Here is a 17,153-nt window from a genome sequence, read left to right on the forward strand (position 1 = left end):
ACCACGGTCACCGCGGTCGTCACGGCGGAAACCGCCACGGTCGTTGTCCCGACGCTCACGACGCTCGTACGCCGGAGCCTCCGCCTTGTCAGCCTGGTCGGCGTCCTGCGCCACCGGCTGCTCGGGCACGGCCACCTCGACGGCCTCGACCGCCGCGGCCTGGGCCTCGGCCACCGCGGCCTCGGGGTCCTCGCCGCGCTCGCGCGCCACGCGGGCGACGAGACGGTCGGCCTCCTCGCGCAGCTCGACGGCACGCCGCTGCGCCCGCTCCAGCTGCTTGTTGAGCTGAGCCACCTCACGCTCGGCCTGCTGAGCGGCGTTGCCCGCGGACTCCGCCTGCACCTCGGTCATCGAACGGGCGCCGGTGATCTCGGCGACCTCCGGGTCGAAGGCGGCACCGCCCTGGATGATGTGGCGCGAGGCGTCGACGCCCGCGTCCTCCATCAGCCGGAAGATCTGGCGGCGCTGGTGCGGCAGGGACAGGGACACGACCGTGCCGGAGCGGCCCGCGCGAGCGGTACGGCCGGAGCGGTGCAGGTAGTCCTTGTGGTCACCGGCAGGGTCGACGTTCAGCACGAGGTCGATGCCGTCGACGTGGATACCGCGGGCGGCGACGTCGGTGGCGACGAGCGCGTTGACGTAACCGTCCTTGAAGTCGGCCAGCGTCCGCGTCCGCGCGCCCTGCGTCATGCCGCCGTGCAGCGCGTCGGCCTTCACACCGGCGTCGCGCAGCTGCTCGGCGATACGGTCGGCGCCCAGCTGGGTGCGGACGAAGATGATGGTGCGGCCCTTGCGAGAGGCGATCGCGGCCGTGACCGGCGCCTTGTCCTTGGGCTTCACGATCAGGATGTGGTGCGACATGGTCGTCACCGCGCCCTGGGCGGCGTCGACCTCGTGCGAGACCGGGTCGACCAGGTAGCGCTTGACCAGCGTGGAGATCTCGTTCTCCATGGTGGCCGAGAACAGCATGCGCTGGCCGCCGGCCGGGACCTGGTCGAGCAGCTCGGTGACCTCGGGCAGGAAGCCCAGGTCGGACATCTGGTCGGCCTCGTCGAGGACGGCGACCTCGACGTTCTCCAGGGAGCAGGCGCCGCGGTTGATGATGTCGCGCAGTCGGCCCGGGGTGGCGACGAGGACGTCGACGCCGCGCTCCAGGGCGTAGATCTGGTTGCCCATCGACGTACCGCCGCAGACGACCTTCATCTTCAGGCCGAGGACGTCGCCGTACGGCTGCAGCGCGTCCGCGACCTGCATCGCGAGCTCACGGGTCGGGGTGAGGATGACGGCGCGCGGCTTGTGCCTCTCGGTGCGGCCGCCGGCGAGGCGCGCCAGGGTCGGCAGACCGAAGGAGAGGGTCTTGCCGGAGCCGGTGCGGCCACGGCCCAGGATGTCCTTGCCGGCCAGGGCGTCCGGGATGGTCGCGGCCTGGATCGGGAAGGGGGTCGTCACGCCGTTCTGCGCGAGCTTGCGCACGACGCCCTCGGGGAGACCGAGGTCCGCGAAGGTCACCTCGGGGGTCTCCTCGACGGCCGCGTTCTCGTCGTTCTCGGGCACGACGACGTGGTCAGGACTGGAAATGGACATGCGTAAGCGAAACCTTCCGGAGTCTCGTCGGCACGCGCCCGTCAACTCCGTGATTCGCATTACGACCGCCTCAATGCGGTCCGCCACGGCAAGGGAGAGTACGCGCCACACGGCGCGCTCTGCAGTGGCGCCGGGCAAATGGGATCAAACGATCTACCACCATACGCACCCCCAGCCCCCCAAGGCAAACCGAGCGTCGCCCATGTAGGCAACGTCACTCGCCAAGCCCCACGGGTCCTACGCCGGCGACCCCGCGGCCGGCGCCGGCTCCCGCTGGGCCAGCTGCGGCCCCGTCTCCTCGTGCGCCGAGGACGACGGCTCGGCCACCGTGGGCGTCGGCTCCACGGACGTCGGCTCCTGGCTCGGCGTCGGCTCCGGATCCGGAGTCCGGGTGGGCGTGGGTTCAGCCGTACGAGTGGGACCCGGCTTCACCGTGCTCCCCGGCTCCACCGGCTTGCCCCCGGCCGGAGCGGAGGCGCTCGCCGCCACGGACGACGAGACCGAAGGAGACGCCGACTCCTTGCCCCCCTTATCGCCCTTCTTCTTCTCCTTGCCCTTCTTCTCCCCCCGCTTGCCACCGTCGGCGTGCGCCCCGTACCCGGACCCGCCACCCGACACGGCCGACCCCCCATCGGGCGCCTCACCACCCCGCTGCCCGGCGGAGTGCGACGGCTTCGCACTCCCGCCGTCACCGTCCTCGCCCACGCTCATGCAGCCGGCGGCAGCGGCGACGGCCATGACCGTGGCGGCCAGACGAACGGGTACGTACAAGGGGCGCACGGCGGCCACCTCCAGTGGCGGGCGAAGAAGTCAACCTGCCCAACTCCCGCCGCCCACAAGAGGACACGCGCCCCGGAAAAGCCACGCGCACCCCGTCAGCACCGCTCGCTCACCCGTACCCGAGCGCATGCAACCGCGCGTCGTCGATCCCGAAGTGATGCGCGATCTCGTGGACCACCGTCACCTCGGTCTCCGCGACGACCTCCTCCCGCGACGCGCACATCCGCAGCGTCGGCCCCCGGTAGATCGTGATCCGGTCCGGCAGCACCCCGGCGTACCACTCCCCGCGATCGGTCAGCGGAGTCCCCTCGTACAACCCGAGCAGCTCGGGATCGTCCGCCGGCGGCTCGTCCTCGACGAACACCGCGACGTTGTCCATCAGCCGCGTCAACTCCGGCGGAATCCGGTCCAGCGCCTCGGCGACCAGTTCCTCGAACTCCTCGCGCGTCATCTCCAGCACAGGCCCATTGTCGGGTACGACGCCGCCGGGAAGGAGCCGCGAGCGGTCTCGCATATCCACCCGCGCCCTTGGGCATACGGGACCAATGGCCCGCGTCCCCGCCGCAGTCCTGAAGGCCCTCGGCCACCTGCCGAAGGCCCCGCGCGCCCTGACCCGCCGCTACACCACCCGCCGCCCGCACCCCACCCCGGAACTCGTCGCCCGGCCCAACCCCTGGGCACGAGCGCTGGGCCTCGTCACCGTCGTCATCGTCGGCGCCTGGCTCGGCCTGCTGATCGTCGGCAACGTACGCGTCCCCGTCGGCCCCATGAACACCACGATGACCCTGCGCCCCTCCCTCACCGGCGGCACAAAGATCAACGTCTCCCCGCTCGGCGCCCTCACCCTGGACAGCCACACCGCCCCGGTCCGCCTCGACGTCAACGTCGACCAGCTCGACCCCGAGCGCGCCCAGGCCCTCGTCGACCACCCCGAACGCCTCTCCGGCCTCCAGGACGAGGTCGCCCAGGACGTCGCCCACGGCACCCAGGACCTCGCCGTACGCAGCTGCGTGGCCGTCGTCACCGGCGCCGCCGCGCTCGGCCTCGCCGTCTACCGCCGCCCCCGCCGCGCCCTTGCCGCCGGCGGCCTCGCCCTCACCCTCCTGGCCGCCTCGGGCGGCACCGCCTTCGCGACCTGGAACCCGGAGTCGGTCCTGGAACCGAAGTTCTCGGGCCTGCTCTCCTCCGCCCCGTCCCTGGTCGGCAACGCCCGCAGCATCGTCACCGAATTCGACGTCTACCAAAAGGAGTTGGCCCGCCTGGTCACCAACGTGACCAAGCTCTACGACGCCACCTCCACGCTCCCCGCCTACGCCCCGGACCCGAGCACCATTCGCGTCCTGCACGTCTCCGACATCCATCTCAACCCGGCGAGCTGGAAGATCATCGCCTCGCTCGTCGACCAGTACAAGGTCAACGTGATCGTCGACTCCGGCGACACCATGGACCACGGCACCGCCGCCGAGAACGGCTTCCTGGACCCCATCGAGGACCTCGGCGCCCCCTACGTCTGGGTCCGCGGCAACCACGACTCCCGCGTGACCCAGCGCCACCTGGAGGGCCTGAAGAACGTCCACGTCCTGGACGACGGCAAGGCGGCGACCATCGCCGGCCTGCGCTTCGCCGGCATCGGCGACCCCCAGTTCACCCCCGACCGCTCGACGATCCCCGGCGGCGACGCGGCCAACGAACTGGCGGGCGCCCGCCTCGCCACCTCCCTGCGCGACCAGAAAGCCGCCGGCACCCCGGTCGACGTGGCCGTCGCCCACGAACCGGTGGCGGCCCGCCGGACGGACGGCGAGGTCCCCCTGGCCCTGGCCGGCCACATCCACCACCCGGAAACGGAGCTCCTCCCCTACGGCACCCGCCTGCGCATCGAGGGCTCCACCGGCGGCAGCGGCCTGCGCGCGGTCGAAGGCAAGCACCCCGACCCCATCCAGACCTCGATCCTCTACTTCGACCGCGACACCCATCGCCTCCAGGCCTGGGACGAGATCGAACTGGGGGGCCTGGGCCTGACGACGGCGGAGGTGAGCCGCCACCTCGTGGAGGAGAACCAACCGCCGGACTCCACCCCGTCCCCCACCTCGCCCTCCCCCACCCCGTAAACCGTTTTGGCGATACCTCCCGCCATCCCATATGCTTCTCACGTCCCCGACGCGCTGAGAAGCGCCCAGGCGGGCCGATAGCCCTCATCGTCTAGCGGCCTAGGACGCCGCCCTTTCAAGGCGGTAGCACGGGTTCGAATCCCGTTGGGGGCACGCAGTACGGTGTGCGACACTGTCGTACGCATCGCAAGGTCCTGTGGAGCAGTTTGGAGTGCTCGCCACCCTGTCAAGGTGGAGGCCGCGGGTTCAAATCCCGTCAGGACCGCAAAGGCTTCGAGAGAAGTCTTTACGGCTGGGTAGCTCAGTTGGTACGAGCGATCGCCTGAAAAGCGATAGGTCGCCGGTTCGACCCCGGCCCCAGCCACAACCGCCCTAGCAGGGCATACGCCCCCTCCGGGATCTTCCGGAGGGGGCGTTTTCCATGTCAGTCACATCCACCCCGCGAAAGCCGTACGCCCCGCGCCTCGCCTCCTATACACGAGTCCCTGGCGCCGCGCAGGAATATGAGCGCCGAACCCGGGGATCGGCCGTTCCGCTCCCTCATCGCCGGTATGTTGCGAGACGCCCGGTCGAGTCTCTCCCGAGACGCCTGCCCGTTCATGGGGAGGCCCCAACGCAGTTGGGACACAGAGAGATTGGAGATCGGGCGCGGTGGAGCGATCAACGAAACGGAGAAGGCGTCGCGACAGGCATCCACGACAGGAGTGGGTGCAGCTGGCGGCACTGTTCCTGACTGCGATCACTGCCATTGCGGGGTGCGTCGAGCACTTCCTGTGACGCGCTGAAGGGTGAGCCGGACGGCTGGCCGGGTGAGTGAGCCCGGCCGACGCATACTCGGCCGGACCCACCCTGCCCCGCGCACGAGCCTGGCTTTGGGCTGCATCCTGAAGCCAGGCTTTGTGCGTACGCGGGAGCGCACACGGCCGGAACACGGTTCCTGCGGCCATCACCTGGAAGAGGTAACCGCAAGCCTCACCATCCATCAAGTGATCACGGACCACTCGCGCCCGCTTTGTCGAGTTTGCTGGTGGCGAATGATCATGGCGGTCAGTGGCGCATCCGGGGTGGCGAATACGAACGCGCAGCTAGTGGCGCCACAGGGGGTGGCGAATCCTGGCGTATCCGAGCGGACGTCGCGCGCTCGGCCGCCGCCGGAGGCAAAAGCGTTCGCCATGGATTTCGGTGGGATGAGATCCTGGACCGCGTATGTCTACGCAGCCTGCCCCCGCCACCCCGGCCCTCGGCCCCCTCGCCCCCCGTCTGACCGAGCTCTCCCTGCGCGACGCGCACCGGCTCGGCCGGCGGCTCGAAGGTGCGCGCAAGATCCGTAAGCCGGAGGCGCGGGCCGCCGTGCTGGCCGAGATCGAGGCGGAGATCGCCAAGGGCGAGGAGCGTATCGCCGGCCGGCGTACCCGGGTGCCCGCGGTCACGTATCCCGAGCAGTTGCCGGTCAGCCAGAAGAAGAGCGACATCGCGGACGCCATCCGTGATCACCAGGTCGTGATCGTCGCCGGTGAGACCGGCTCCGGCAAGACCACGCAGATCCCGAAGATCTGTCTTGAGCTCGGCCGCGGTGTGCGCGGCATGATCGGGCACACCCAGCCGCGCCGTATCGCCGCCCGTACCGTCGCCGAGCGGGTCGCGGAGGAGTTGGACACGCCTCTTGGCGAGGCCGTCGGCTGGAAGGTGCGGTTCACCGACCAGGTGAACCCGGACGCCACCTTCATCAAGCTGATGACGGACGGCATCCTGCTCGCCGAGATCCAGACCGACCGCGAGCTGCGCGCCTACGACACGATCATCATCGACGAGGCCCACGAGCGGTCCCTCAACATCGACTTCCTGCTCGGGTATCTCGCGCAGCTGCTGCCGAAGCGGCCCGACCTCAAGGTCGTGATCACGTCCGCGACCATCGATCCCGAGCGGTTCTCGCGGCACTTCGGCGACGCCCCGATCATCGAGGTGAGCGGGCGGACGTATCCGGTGGAAGTGCGCTATCGCCCGCTCCTCGAAGAGGATTCCGAGGACAGCGACCGCGATCAGATCACCGCGATCTGCGATGCCGTCGAGGAGCTCCAGGGCGAGGGCAAGGGCGACATCCTCGTCTTCCTCTCCGGTGAGCGGGAGATCCGGGACACCGCCGACGCGCTCGTCAAGAAGAACTACCGTTTCACCGAGGTGCTGCCTCTCTACGCCCGCCTCTCGCACGCCGAGCAGCACCGCGTCTTCCAGCCGCACACCGGCCGCAGGATCGTTCTGGCGACCAACGTCGCCGAGACCTCCCTCACGGTCCCCGGCATCAAGTACGTCATCGACCCCGGCTTCGCCCGCATCAGCCGCTACAGCCACCGCACCAAGGTCCAGCGGCTGCCCATCGAGCCGATCTCCCAGGCCAGCGCCAACCAGCGCAAGGGCCGCTGTGGACGTACCAGTGACGGTGTCTGCATCCGGCTGTACAGCGAGGACGACTTCGTCGCCCGGCCGGAGTTCACGGACGCCGAGATCCTGCGGACGAACCTCGCCTCCGTCATCCTGCAGATGACCGCGGCCGGCCTCGGTGACATCGAGAAGTTCCCGTTCATCGACCCGCCGGACCACCGCAACATCCGCGACGGCGTCCAGCTCCTCCAGGAGCTCGGCGCGATCGACCCGGCCGAGAAGGACGTACGCAAGCGGCTCACGCAGACCGGCCGCAAGCTCGCCCAGCTCCCCGTCGACCCGCGGCTGGCCCGCATGGTGCTGGAGGCCGACCGGAACGGCTGTGTCCGTGAGGTCATGGTCATAGCGGCGGCGCTGTCCATCCAGGACCCGCGCGAGCGCCCGGCGGACAAACAGGCGCAGGCCGACCAGCAGCACGCGCGCTTCAAGGACGAGACGAGCGACTTCCTCGCCTACCTCAACCTGTGGCGTTACGTCCGTGAGCAGCAGCGCGAGCGCGGGTCCTCGTCCTTCCGCCGCATGTGCAAGCAGGAGTATCTGAACTTCCTGCGGATTCGCGAGTGGCAGGACATCTACACCCAGCTGCGCACCGTCGCCAAGCAGATGGGCATCCATCTCAACGAGGACGACGCCCCCGCCGACCACATCCACATCTCCCTCCTCGCCGGCCTCCTCTCCCATATCGGGATGAAGGACGTGAAGGAGTCCAAGGACTCCGGCCCGGGTGGGCGCAAGGAGGGCGGACGCAACGAGTACCTCGGCGCCCGCAACGCCAAGTTCGCGGTCTTCCCGGGCTCGGCGCTCTTCAAGAAGCCCCCGCGCTTCGTGATGTCGGCCGAACTCGTCGAGACCTCCCGCCTGTGGGCCCGCGTCAACGCGAAGATCGAGCCGGAATGGGTCGAGCCGCTCGCCGAGCACCTGCTCAAGCGGACGTACTCCGAGCCGCACTGGGAGAAGGACCAGGCGGCGGTGATGGCGTACGAGAAGGTCACCCTGTACGGCGTCCCGATCGTCGCGCAGCGCAAGGTGAACTACGGCCGTATCGACCCGGAGACCAGCCGCGAGCTGTTCATCCGCAACGCGCTGGTCGAGGGCGACTGGCGCACGCACCACAAGTTCTTCGCCGACAACCGCAAACTCCTCAGCGAGGTCGAGGAGTTGGAGCATCGGGCGCGGCGCCGGGACATCGTCGTGGACGACGAGACGCTGTTCGACTTCTACGACGAGAAGGTCCCCGAGCACGTGGTCTCCGGGGCCCACTTCGACTCCTGGTGGAAGCGCAAGCGGCACGAGGAGCCGGAGTTCCTGGACTTCGAGCGCGAGATGCTCATCCGGGAGTCGGCGGCGGCGGTCACCAAGGCCGACTATCCCGACTCGTGGCGGCAGGGACAGCTCAAGTTCCGGGTGACGTACCAGTTCGAGCCGGGCGCGGACGCCGACGGTGTGACCGTCCACATCCCGCTCCAGGTCCTCAACCAGGTCACGGACGAGGGCTTCGACTGGCAGATCCCGGGCCTGCGGGAGGAGTTGGTGACGGAGCTGATCCGCTCCCTCCCGAAGCCGATCCGCCGTCACTACGTGCCGGCGCCCAACTTCGCCAAGCGGTTCCTGGACGCCTCGGTCCCCTTGCAGGAACCGCTGACGGTGACCATGGCCCGCGAGCTGAAGCGCATGGTGGGCGTGCCCTTCGAGGCCGACGACTTCGACTGGGCGAAGGTCCCGGACCATCTGCGGATCTCCTTCCGGATCGTCGACGAACGGCGCCGCAGGCTGGCCGAGGACAAGGACCTGGAGGCGCTGAAGCTCAAGCTGAGGCCGAAGGCCCGCCAGGCCCTCTCCCAGGCCGCCGCGGCCACCGCCTCCCGCCAGGGCGGCGAGTCCCTGGAGCGCAAGGGCCTGACCGACTGGACGATCGGCTCGCTGACCCGCGTCTTCGAGACCCGCCGCGCCGGCCAGCCGGTCAAGGCGTACCCGGCGCTGGTGGACGACGGCGACACGGTGTCGGTGCGCCTCTTCGACACGGAGGCGGAGCAGCAGCAGGCGATGTGGAAGGGCACGCGCCGCCTGATCCTGCGCAACATCCCGGTCAATCCGGCGAAGTTCGCATCCGAGAAGCTGACGAACGCCCAGAAGCTGGCCCTGTCCGCCAATCCGCACGGCTCCGTCCAAGCCCTGTTCGACGACTGCGCGATGGCGGCGGCGGACAAGCTGATCGGTGACTTCGGGGGGCCGGTGTGGGACGAGGAGTCGTACCGGAAGCTGTACGACAAGGTGCGCGCCGAGATCGTGGACACGACGGTCCGTGCGGTCGGGCAGGTGCAGCAGGTGCTCGCCGCCTGGCAGGCCGCTGAGCGCCGCCTGAAGGGCGTGCGCAGCCCTGTCCTGCTGGCGAACCTCACGGACGTACGCAAGCAGCTGGACGCCCTTGTGAGGCCCGGTTTCGTGACGGAGGCGGGGCTGCGGCGCCAGCCCGACCTGATGCGCTACCTGATCGCGGTGGACCGGCGTCTCCAGCAGATGCCGACGAACGTCCAGCGCGACACCACGCGCATGGAGAAGGTCCACGAGATGCAGGACGAGTACGCCTGGCTCCTGGAGCAGATGCCGCAGGGACGCCCGGTGCCGCAGCAGGTGCTGGACGTCCGCTGGATGCTGGAGGAGCTCCGCGTGAGCTACTTCGCCCACGCTCTGGGCACGGCGTACCCGATCTCCGACAAGCGGATCGTGAAGACGATCGACACGCTGGCGCCGTAACGGACCGTGCACACTGGGTGAGTTCGACCAGCGGGCTCACCCTCCTGTACAGTCTCTTCTCGCAGCGCAACGCATGAATGGCGCAGCGAAACCTGGTCCTGTGGAGCAGTTTGGAGTGCTCGCCACCCTGTCAAGGTGGAGGCCGCGGGTTCAAATCCCGTCAGGACCGCAGCAAGAATGAGGGCCCCCACCGGCAACGGATGGGGGCCTTCTTCCATCCCACACCTCACCCATCCCACCACCCTGTCAAGGTGGAGGCCGCGCCCGCGGCGCAGCCGCAATCGAGTGCAGCAAATCCCGTCAGGACCGCAGCAGGAATGAGGGCCCGCATCCGATACCGGATGCGGGCCCTCTTCCGTCCCACACCTCACCCGTCCACACTGGGCAAGGCCCGCTTCCCGCAAGAGAGCGGGCTCCTTCGTGCTTCCCTGCGCGACGGCGGCCATCTTGACGGAGTCACATTCGCTCGGTACCCAGAAATCAGGGCACTTCCCCGTGTGGCCCCCGGAGGTGGCGTATGGCGGCATCGGCACGGCACGAAACGCGGGCGTTGCTCCGCGCGCACCTGTCAGCCGCCTCCTCCTATCGACATCTGACCCGGCACTGCCCGATCTGCCATCACCTGCTGCGGCTGGCGATGGGCTCCGCACCGCATGCCGCTCGGCCGGCTCCGGCCGAGGTCGGCGGGGACGAAACCGCTTCCACCGCGTGACGGGTCGGGGGCGTCAACTCCCGTACTTCCATGGGGCGCTGGAGCACGCGGCTCCTTTTAGCGCACACACGCCAGAGGCAACAAGCACCGAGGCGTGTGACGGGTGTCACCGCATGAGTTTCCCGGAGCGCGGTACTTACACCTCACCTACAACTGGTCAATTTAATATGTGCAATTGCACCAGCTTCCTGCGATCGCCCGCCACACGCTCAGTGACCGCCCAGGGCCCGCCCAGGAGTCACGCAGGAGCCACGCAGAAGCCGCTCACGGGCCGTCCAGGAACCGTCCAGGGCGGCTCCACAGGAGCGCCGATCCGCCTCCGCAGGCCCCGACCGCCCGCCACGGAACCCCCGGCCGGCACACACTCCGCACACAAAAAGATCGCGCTGGACTCGGCGGAGTCCAGCGCGATCCACGACGCACCCTGGTTACGTGCCTGACAAGCTTTGATCGGCTCGGGCGTGGGCTCTGTTGGGGCAGAACCCGCGTCGCTTGGAGCTAGAGTCCGGGCGCCGCGGCAAGTTGGGGGAACTGCCGGTTTGCCCGGTTATGCAGTTGTTCAGGCCTCGCTGCGCTGCTGCGGGATGCCCGCGAGCAGTGCGCGGACCTCAGCCTCGCGGTAGCGGCGGTGTCCGCCGAGCGTACGGATGGAAGTAAGCTTCCCCGCCTTCGCCCACCGCGTGACCGTCTTGGGGTCGACGCGGAACATCGTGGCGACCTCAGCCGGGGTCAGCAGCGGCTCGGCATCAGGGGTGCGAGCGGTCATGAGCGGCCTCCTCGGGAGAACCGAACCTTCTCGGTTCTTTCCTCTAAATTCTGCACCTTGACCCGCGTTGCCCGAAATGGCGCACACGAGTCGAGTCGGTTATAGGACGAACGGCTTGTCCTCGGCACTACAACTACACCATCTGTCCAGCCGCGTCGGCCAAACCGATGGAATTGCCCTCCCAGGTGTTCATCAGCGACGGAAGCCGATGGACCATGCCATAGCGGACAGTCACGCCACTGTGACGATCAGTCACAGTGGCGCGCAGGAGTCACAAGACCCCCCAAAGCGTGCAATGTCGAGAGAGAGCCCTCCCCGGACTCCTTGTCCTATTTTGGCACGAGGAAGGGTTAGGGGCGCAAGGGCCGCGTACGTGCGGTCCGTCACGCTTACGCGCGTTGACGCGTCCTTGATGCATACGCCCGGATCGGGTCCTACGTCCCTTGTTGACGTGACATCAAGAACCTCAGAGCGAGCACGAAACCCCAAAACGGGCGCTCCGTCAAACGCCAGTTCGTTACATCACACGTGGTCCACGTCACATGGTTCGACCGACCGCACCCGGGCCGCTCAGTTCGCCGAACGCCGGTCCCGCACCGCCCGCCACCGCTCCACGAGCCGTGCGTACGCCGCCCCCGCGGCCGCCCCGTCGCCGCGCCTGAGCGCGTCGATGCCGTCGGCCACGTCGGCCGCCGAGTGGTCGTCCTCCAGGTCGCCGGCCGGCAGGGTGTGCACCAGGCCGCCGTAGTCCAGCTCGACCAGTGAGCGCGGGTGGAACTCCTCCAGCCAGCGCCCGACGTCCACCAGGCCGTCGATGAGCGGCCCTTCGTCGATGGCGTCCTTCAGCGTCCGCAGGGCCCGCGCCACCCGTCGCCGCGCCTGCACCATCGGCGTCCGGTAGCGCAGCATCGGCGGGATCTCGCCCGAGCCCTTGTCGAAGCGCCGCTCCTCGTCCGACACCAGCACGAACCAGTGCAGCGGCACCTGCCAGGTCGAGGTGCGGATCCACGGCCGGGCGTCCGGGTTGCGGGCCAGCCAGCGCTCGTAGTCCTGGGCGGCCTGGCGCCGTACGACGAGCGGCAGCACCGCCTCCAGGACCGGCTTCGGCAGCTCCTCGGCGAGCTCCCCGAGCGCCTGCCAGCCGCGCAGCCGGGTGCGCCACGGGCACACGCACAGCACCCCGTCGACCTCCAGCACGAAGGCGTCGCTGCTCTCGTGCACGGGCACGGGGATGGGCGGGGTGGGCAGCAAGTCGGCCAGGGAGCGGCGCAGTTCGTCCTGGTACGAGGGGCGGTCGGGGCGGCGGGCGTAGCGGGCCCAGTGGCTGCGCTCGGGCTCGGGGAAGGCGGCCAGCGGCTCGTAGACGCGCAGATAGGCCGCGTACGGGACGATCACCGAGGACACCTTGGGCACGCCTGCTCCCTCCCCCGCCCTCTGCCAGGAAAACCTGCGAAACCCGCTCACAAAGATGCGGGAAAACTATGCAAATCGTCGCACGGCCTTACTCCGCGAGTAGGTGATCCTGAGCACTGCGGGTTGGACGGGCGCCGAGGGGTCTAATCTCATGCTCACAAGCCCCCGCCACCCGTACGGGAGCTCGCTCCAACCGCCGCCAGTACTCAGGAGTCACCACAGTGACCGACGTAACACACGGCGTCCTGCACACCCTGTTCCACTCGGACCAGGGGGGTCATGAGCAAGTCGTGCTCTGCCAGGACCGCGCCAGCGGCCTCAAGGCCGTCATCGCCATCCACTCCACCGCTCTGGGCCCTGCCCTCGGCGGTACGCGCTTCTACCCGTACGCGACCGAGGAAGAGGCCGTCGCCGACGCCCTGAACCTCGCGCGCGGGATGTCGTACAAGAACGCCATGGCCGGTCTCGACCACGGCGGCGGCAAGGCCGTGATCATCGGCGACCCGGACCGGATCAAGAGCGAGGAGCTGCTGCTGGCCTACGGCCGGTTCGTGGCCTCGCTCGGCGGCCGCTACGTCACCGCCTGCGACGTCGGTACGTACGTCGCCGACATGGACGTGGTGGCACGCGAGTGCCGCTGGACGACCGGACGCTCGCCGGAGAACGGCGGCGCCGGCGACTCCTCCGTGCTCACCGCGTTCGGCGTCTACCAGGGCATGCGGGCCTCCGCCCAGCACCTGTGGGGCGATCCGTCGCTGCGCGACCGCAAGATCGGCATCGCGGGCGTCGGCAAGGTCGGCCACCACCTGGTGGAGCACCTGCGCGCGGAGGGCGCCGAGGTCGTGATCACCGATGTGCGCGAGGAGGCCGTGGGCCGGATCCTCGCCGCCCACCCGACGGGCGTGACGGCCGTCGCCGACACCGCCACCCTGATCCGCGCCGAGGGCCTGGACATCTACGCCCCCTGCGCGCTCGGCGGGGCCCTGAACGACGACACCGTGCCCGCGCTGACCGCGAAGATCGTCTGCGGTGCCGCCAACAACCAGCTCGAACACCCGGGCGTCGAGAAGGACCTCGCCGACCGCGGGATCCTCTACGCGCCCGACTACGTGGTGAACGCCGGCGGTGTCATCCAGGTCGCCGACGAGCTGCACGGCTTCGACTTCGACCGGTGCAAGGCGAAGGCGTCGAAGATCTACGACACCACGCTGGCCATATTCGCACGTGCGAAGACGGATGGAATTCCGCCGGCCGCCGCGGCCGACCGGATCGCCGAGCAGCGGATGCACGAGGCCGCGGAGGCGCGCAAGACGCGCTGACGAGGTTTGGCCGGTACCCGTCGGCGCACGCTTAGAGAGAACTCTCACGTTCGTCGGCGGGTCGGCCGCCAAGAAGTGGTTAAAATCGCGGTTGACCAGCGGGGACAGGGCACCCCGAGGGTTCTGGGCCCAGGCACGTCCTGCGGGCGACGTACCGTATGGGCGCGGGCTCAGGTACCGTGGAAGCCCTACGGACCGGTCTCTCCGAGGAGAGCCCGTTCTAGATCATGAACGCGTGTCAAGACTCTGGGGCCGTCGAGCCCCGTCACCGAGGGGGTCGAGCCATGGGGCGCGGCCGGGCCAAGGCCAAGCAGACGAAGGTCGCCCGCCAGCTGAAGTACAACAGCGGCGGGACTGACCTGTCGCGTCTGGCCAACGAGCTGGGCGCTTCGACTTCGAGCCAGCCGCCGAACGGCGAGCCGTTCGAGGACGACGAAGAAGACGACCCGTACGCCCAGTACGCGGATCTCTACAACAACGACGATGAGGACGAGGACGACGAGTCCGGTCCCACGTCGCAACAACGCCGCGGCGCTTGACTATCCAGCAGTGCCTGACCCGGTCCTGAGCGGTTACCCCGCCGGACCGGGTTTTGCGCTGCTGTCGCGCCGGTCTCAGTTCGCGTAGTCGCCGACCATGGCGGCACCCGTGGTGTGCTCGCCGCGGTCCGTGATCTCGCCTGCGACCCATGCGTCGACCCCGCGGTCGGCCAGCGTGGCCAGGGCCACGTCGGCGGACTCCTCGGGGACGATCGCGATCATGCCGACGCCCATGTTCAGCGTCTTCTCCAGCTCCAGGCGCTCGACCTGACCCGTCTTGCCGACGAGGTCGAAGATCGGGGCCGGGGTCCAGGTGGAGCGGTCGACGATCGCGTGCAGGCCGTCCGGGATCACCCGGGCCAGGTTGGCGGCCAGACCGCCACCCGTGACATGGCTGTACGCGTGCACGTCCGTGGTCCGGGTGAGCGCCAGGCAGTCCAGCGAGTAGATCTTGGTGGGCTCCAGCAGCTCCTCGCCGAGGGTGCGGCCGAGCTCCTCGATCTGTGCGTCCAGGGCGAGACCCGCCTGGTTCAGCAGGACGTGGCGGACCAGCGAGTACCCGTTCGAGTGAAGGCCGGACGCCGCCATGGCGATCACCGCGTCACCCGTACGGATGCGATCCGGGCCGAGCAGCCGGTCGGCCTCCACGACGCCCGTACCGGCGCCGGCCACGTCGAAGTCGTTCTCGCCCAGCAGACCCGGGTGCTCGGCGGTCTCGCCGCCCACCAGGGCGCAACCGGCGAGCACACAGCCCTCGGCGATGCCCTTGACGATGGCGGCGACCCGCTCGGGGTGGACCTTGCCGACACAGATGTAGTCGGTCATGAACAGCGGCTCGGCGCCGCACACCACGATGTCGTCCATGACCATCGCGACCAGGTCGTGGCCGATGGTGTCGTACACGCCCATCTGGCGCGCGACATCCACCTTGGTGCCGACGCCGTCGGTGGCGGAAGCCAGCAGAGGACGCTCGTAGCGCTTGAGGGCGGAGGCGTCGAAGAGGCCGGCGAAACCGCCGAGGCCGCCGAGGACCTCGGGACGCTGCGTCTTCTTCACCCACTCCTTCATCAGCTCGACCGCGCGGTCGCCCGCCTCGATGTCGACGCCGGCCGCCGCATAGGAAGCACCGCCGGGCACAACTGTCTCAGACATTGCCTGGGATCTTTCGGGTTGATTACTGGGCTTACGGGCGACGGATCGCGTCGGCCGCGGCCGTGGCTGCCGGACCGGCCGCCAGCTCGGTCTCCAGGAGCTGCTTGCCGAGCAGCTCGGGGTCCGGGAGCTCCATCGGGTACTCGCCGTCGAAGCAGGCGCGGCAGAGGTTCGGCTTGGCGATCGTCGTGGCGTCGATCATGCCGTCGATGGAGATGTACGCCAGCGAGTCGGCGCCCAGCGAGGTGCCGATCTCCTCGATCGACATGCCGTTGGCGATGAGCTCGGCGCGGGTGGCGAAGTCGATACCGAAGAAGCAGGGCCACTTCACGGGCGGCGAGGAGATCCGGATGTGGACCTCGGCCGCGCCCGCCTCGCGGAGCATGCGGACCAGGGCGCGCTGGGTGTTGCCGCGGACGATCGAGTCGTCGACGACGACCAGACGCTTGCCCTTGATGACTTCCTTGAGCGGGTTCAGCTTCAGCCGGATGCCGAGCTGGCGGATGGTCTGCGAGGGCTGGATGAACGTACGGCCGACGTACGCGTTCTTCACCAGACCCGCGCCGAACGGGATGCCGCTCGCCTCCGCGTAGCCGATGGCGGCCGGGGTGCCGGACTCCGGGGTCGCTATGACCAGATCGGCCTCGACCGGGGCTTCCTTGGCGAGCCTGCGTCCCATCTCCACGCGGGAGAGGTAGACGTTCCGACCGGCGATGTCGGTGTCGGGGCGGGCCAGGTACACGTACTCGAAGACACAGCCCTTGGGCTTCGCTTCCGCGAATCGCGAGGTGCGCAGGCCGTTCTCGTCGATGGCGACGAACTCGCCCGGCTCGATCTCGCGGACGAAGCTCGCGCCGCAGATGTCGAGGGCGGCGGACTCGGAGGCGGCGACCCAGCCGCGCTCCAGGCGGCCGAGGACCAGCGGGCGGATGCCCTGCGGGTCACGGGCGGCGTAGAGGGTGTTCTCGTCCATGAAGACGAGGCTGAAGGCGCCCTTGACCTGCGGAAGGACCGTGTGGGCGGCCTCCTCGATGGTCAGCGGCTTGCCGTCCTCGTCGACCTGGGCCGCGAGCAGCGCGGTCAGCAGGTCGGTGTCGTTGGTGGCCGCCACGCGGGGAGTGCGGCCGCCTTCCTGCTTGGGCAGGTCGGCGACCATCTCCGCGAGCTGGGCCGTGTTGACCAGGTTGCCGTTGTGGCCGAGCGCGATGGAGCCGTGCGCGGTGGCACGGAACGTCGGCTGGGCGTTCTCCCACACGGAGGCGCCGGTGGTCGAGTAGCGGGCGTGTCCGACCGCGATGTGACCCTGGAGCGAACCGAGCGAGGTCTCGTCGAAGACCTGGGAGACGAGGCCCATGTCCTTGAAGACGAGGATCTGGGAGCCGTTGCTGACCGCGATTCCCGCGGATTCCTGGCCCCGATGCTGGAGGGCGTAGAGCCCGAAGTACGTGAGCTTTGCGACCTCTTCGCCCGGAGCCCAGACACCGAAGACGCCACACGCGTCCTGGGGGCCTTTCTCGCCGGGGAGCAGATCGTGATTGAGTCGACCGTCACCACGTGGCACGGCACCGAGTGTAGGCGAGATCGACC

At 69.1% G+C, this 17,153-nt stretch carries 12 protein-coding genes and 4 tRNA genes; 9 read left to right on the forward strand and 7 right to left on the reverse strand.

Annotated elements, in window-relative coordinates; all coding sequences use genetic code 11:
• From POF73_RS42415 to POF73_RS42425, 3 genes are all read right to left on the reverse strand, one after another.
• A partial coding sequence (locus POF73_RS42415) for a DEAD/DEAH box helicase (RefSeq protein WP_272124765.1) occupies positions 1 to 1,584 on the reverse strand: 1,584 nt, incomplete at its 3' end.
• Between the two features lie 237 nt (positions 1,585 to 1,821).
• Positions 1,822 to 2,364 carry a hypothetical protein gene (locus POF73_RS42420; RefSeq protein WP_272124766.1) on the reverse strand — a complete coding sequence of 181 codons (543 nt, stop codon included), beginning with the start codon at positions 2,362 to 2,364 and terminating at the stop codon, positions 1,822 to 1,824.
• Between the two features lie 109 nt (positions 2,365 to 2,473).
• Entirely contained in the window at positions 2,474 to 2,824 is a 351-nt protein-coding gene (locus tag POF73_RS42425; RefSeq protein WP_109004752.1) for a metallopeptidase family protein, read from the reverse strand.
• Positions 2,825 to 2,909: 85 nt separating this feature from the next.
• Between POF73_RS42425 and POF73_RS42430 the strand changes: the two genes are divergently transcribed.
• The 7 genes from POF73_RS42430 to POF73_RS42460 all read left to right on the forward strand — a co-directional run bounded on the left by POF73_RS42430 (position 2,910) and on the right by POF73_RS42460 (position 10,377).
• Entirely contained in the window at positions 2,910 to 4,472 is a 1,563-nt protein-coding gene (locus POF73_RS42430; protein WP_272124767.1) for a metallophosphoesterase family protein, read from the forward strand.
• A gap of 80 nt (positions 4,473 to 4,552) precedes the next feature.
• Positions 4,553 to 4,625 (forward strand) — tRNA-Glu (locus POF73_RS42435).
• 37 nt (positions 4,626 to 4,662) lie between these two features.
• Positions 4,663 to 4,737 (forward strand) — tRNA-Asp (locus POF73_RS42440).
• Positions 4,738 to 4,762: 25 nt separating this feature from the next.
• Positions 4,763 to 4,836: transfer RNA gene (locus POF73_RS42445), tRNA-Phe, on the forward strand.
• 842 nt (positions 4,837 to 5,678) lie between these two features.
• A complete protein-coding gene (gene hrpA / locus POF73_RS42450; RefSeq protein WP_272124768.1) occupies positions 5,679 to 9,665 on the forward strand; it encodes an ATP-dependent RNA helicase HrpA in 3,987 nt (1,328 codons plus the stop codon).
• Between the two features lie 94 nt (positions 9,666 to 9,759).
• Positions 9,760 to 9,834: transfer RNA gene (locus POF73_RS42455), tRNA-Asp, on the forward strand.
• A 348-nt stretch (positions 9,835 to 10,182) separates the two neighbouring features.
• Positions 10,183 to 10,377, forward strand: a complete 195-nt coding sequence (locus tag POF73_RS42460) for a DUF6274 family protein (RefSeq protein ID WP_272124769.1) — start codon at positions 10,183 to 10,185, stop codon at positions 10,375 to 10,377.
• Between the two features lie 559 nt (positions 10,378 to 10,936).
• On the opposite strand, the gene bldC is transcribed toward POF73_RS42460, so the two are convergent.
• Together bldC and POF73_RS42470 are read right to left on the reverse strand one after the other, a co-directional pair.
• On the reverse strand, positions 10,937 to 11,143 hold the full coding sequence (bldC, locus tag POF73_RS42465) for a developmental transcriptional regulator BldC (RefSeq protein WP_003949541.1): 207 nt from the start codon (positions 11,141 to 11,143) through the stop codon (positions 10,937 to 10,939).
• Positions 11,144 to 11,713: 570 nt separating this feature from the next.
• Positions 11,714 to 12,556 carry a hypothetical protein gene (locus POF73_RS42470; protein ID WP_272124770.1) on the reverse strand — a complete coding sequence of 281 codons (843 nt, stop codon included), beginning with the start codon at positions 12,554 to 12,556 and terminating at the stop codon, positions 11,714 to 11,716.
• 221 nt (positions 12,557 to 12,777) lie between these two features.
• On the opposite strand from POF73_RS42470, the gene POF73_RS42475 reads away from it, so the two are divergent.
• Both POF73_RS42475 and POF73_RS42480 read left to right on the forward strand, forming a co-directional pair.
• Complete coding sequence (locus POF73_RS42475; RefSeq protein ID WP_272124771.1) at positions 12,778 to 13,875, forward strand: Leu/Phe/Val dehydrogenase; 1,098 nt, start codon at positions 12,778 to 12,780, stop codon at positions 13,873 to 13,875.
• Between the two features lie 284 nt (positions 13,876 to 14,159).
• On the forward strand, positions 14,160 to 14,414 hold the full coding sequence (locus POF73_RS42480; RefSeq protein WP_272124772.1) for a DUF3073 domain-containing protein: 255 nt from the start codon (positions 14,160 to 14,162) through the stop codon (positions 14,412 to 14,414).
• A 75-nt stretch (positions 14,415 to 14,489) separates the two neighbouring features.
• Here the strand turns inward: POF73_RS42480 and purM are convergent, their stop codons facing one another.
• Together purM and purF are read right to left on the reverse strand one after the other, a co-directional pair.
• The gene (gene purM / locus POF73_RS42485; RefSeq protein ID WP_272124773.1) at positions 14,490 to 15,566 is read right to left on the reverse strand and encodes a phosphoribosylformylglycinamidine cyclo-ligase; all 1,077 of its coding nucleotides are present in this window, start codon (positions 15,564 to 15,566) and stop codon (positions 14,490 to 14,492) included.
• Positions 15,567 to 15,597: 31 nt separating this feature from the next.
• A complete protein-coding gene (purF, locus tag POF73_RS42490; RefSeq protein WP_272124774.1) occupies positions 15,598 to 17,127 on the reverse strand; it encodes an amidophosphoribosyltransferase in 1,530 nt (509 codons plus the stop codon).
• Positions 17,128 to 17,153 lie beyond the last annotated feature (26 nt).

The organism is Streptomyces sp. HD, from assembly GCF_028369295.1.
Classification (GTDB): domain Bacteria; phylum Actinomycetota; class Actinomycetes; order Streptomycetales; family Streptomycetaceae; genus Streptomyces.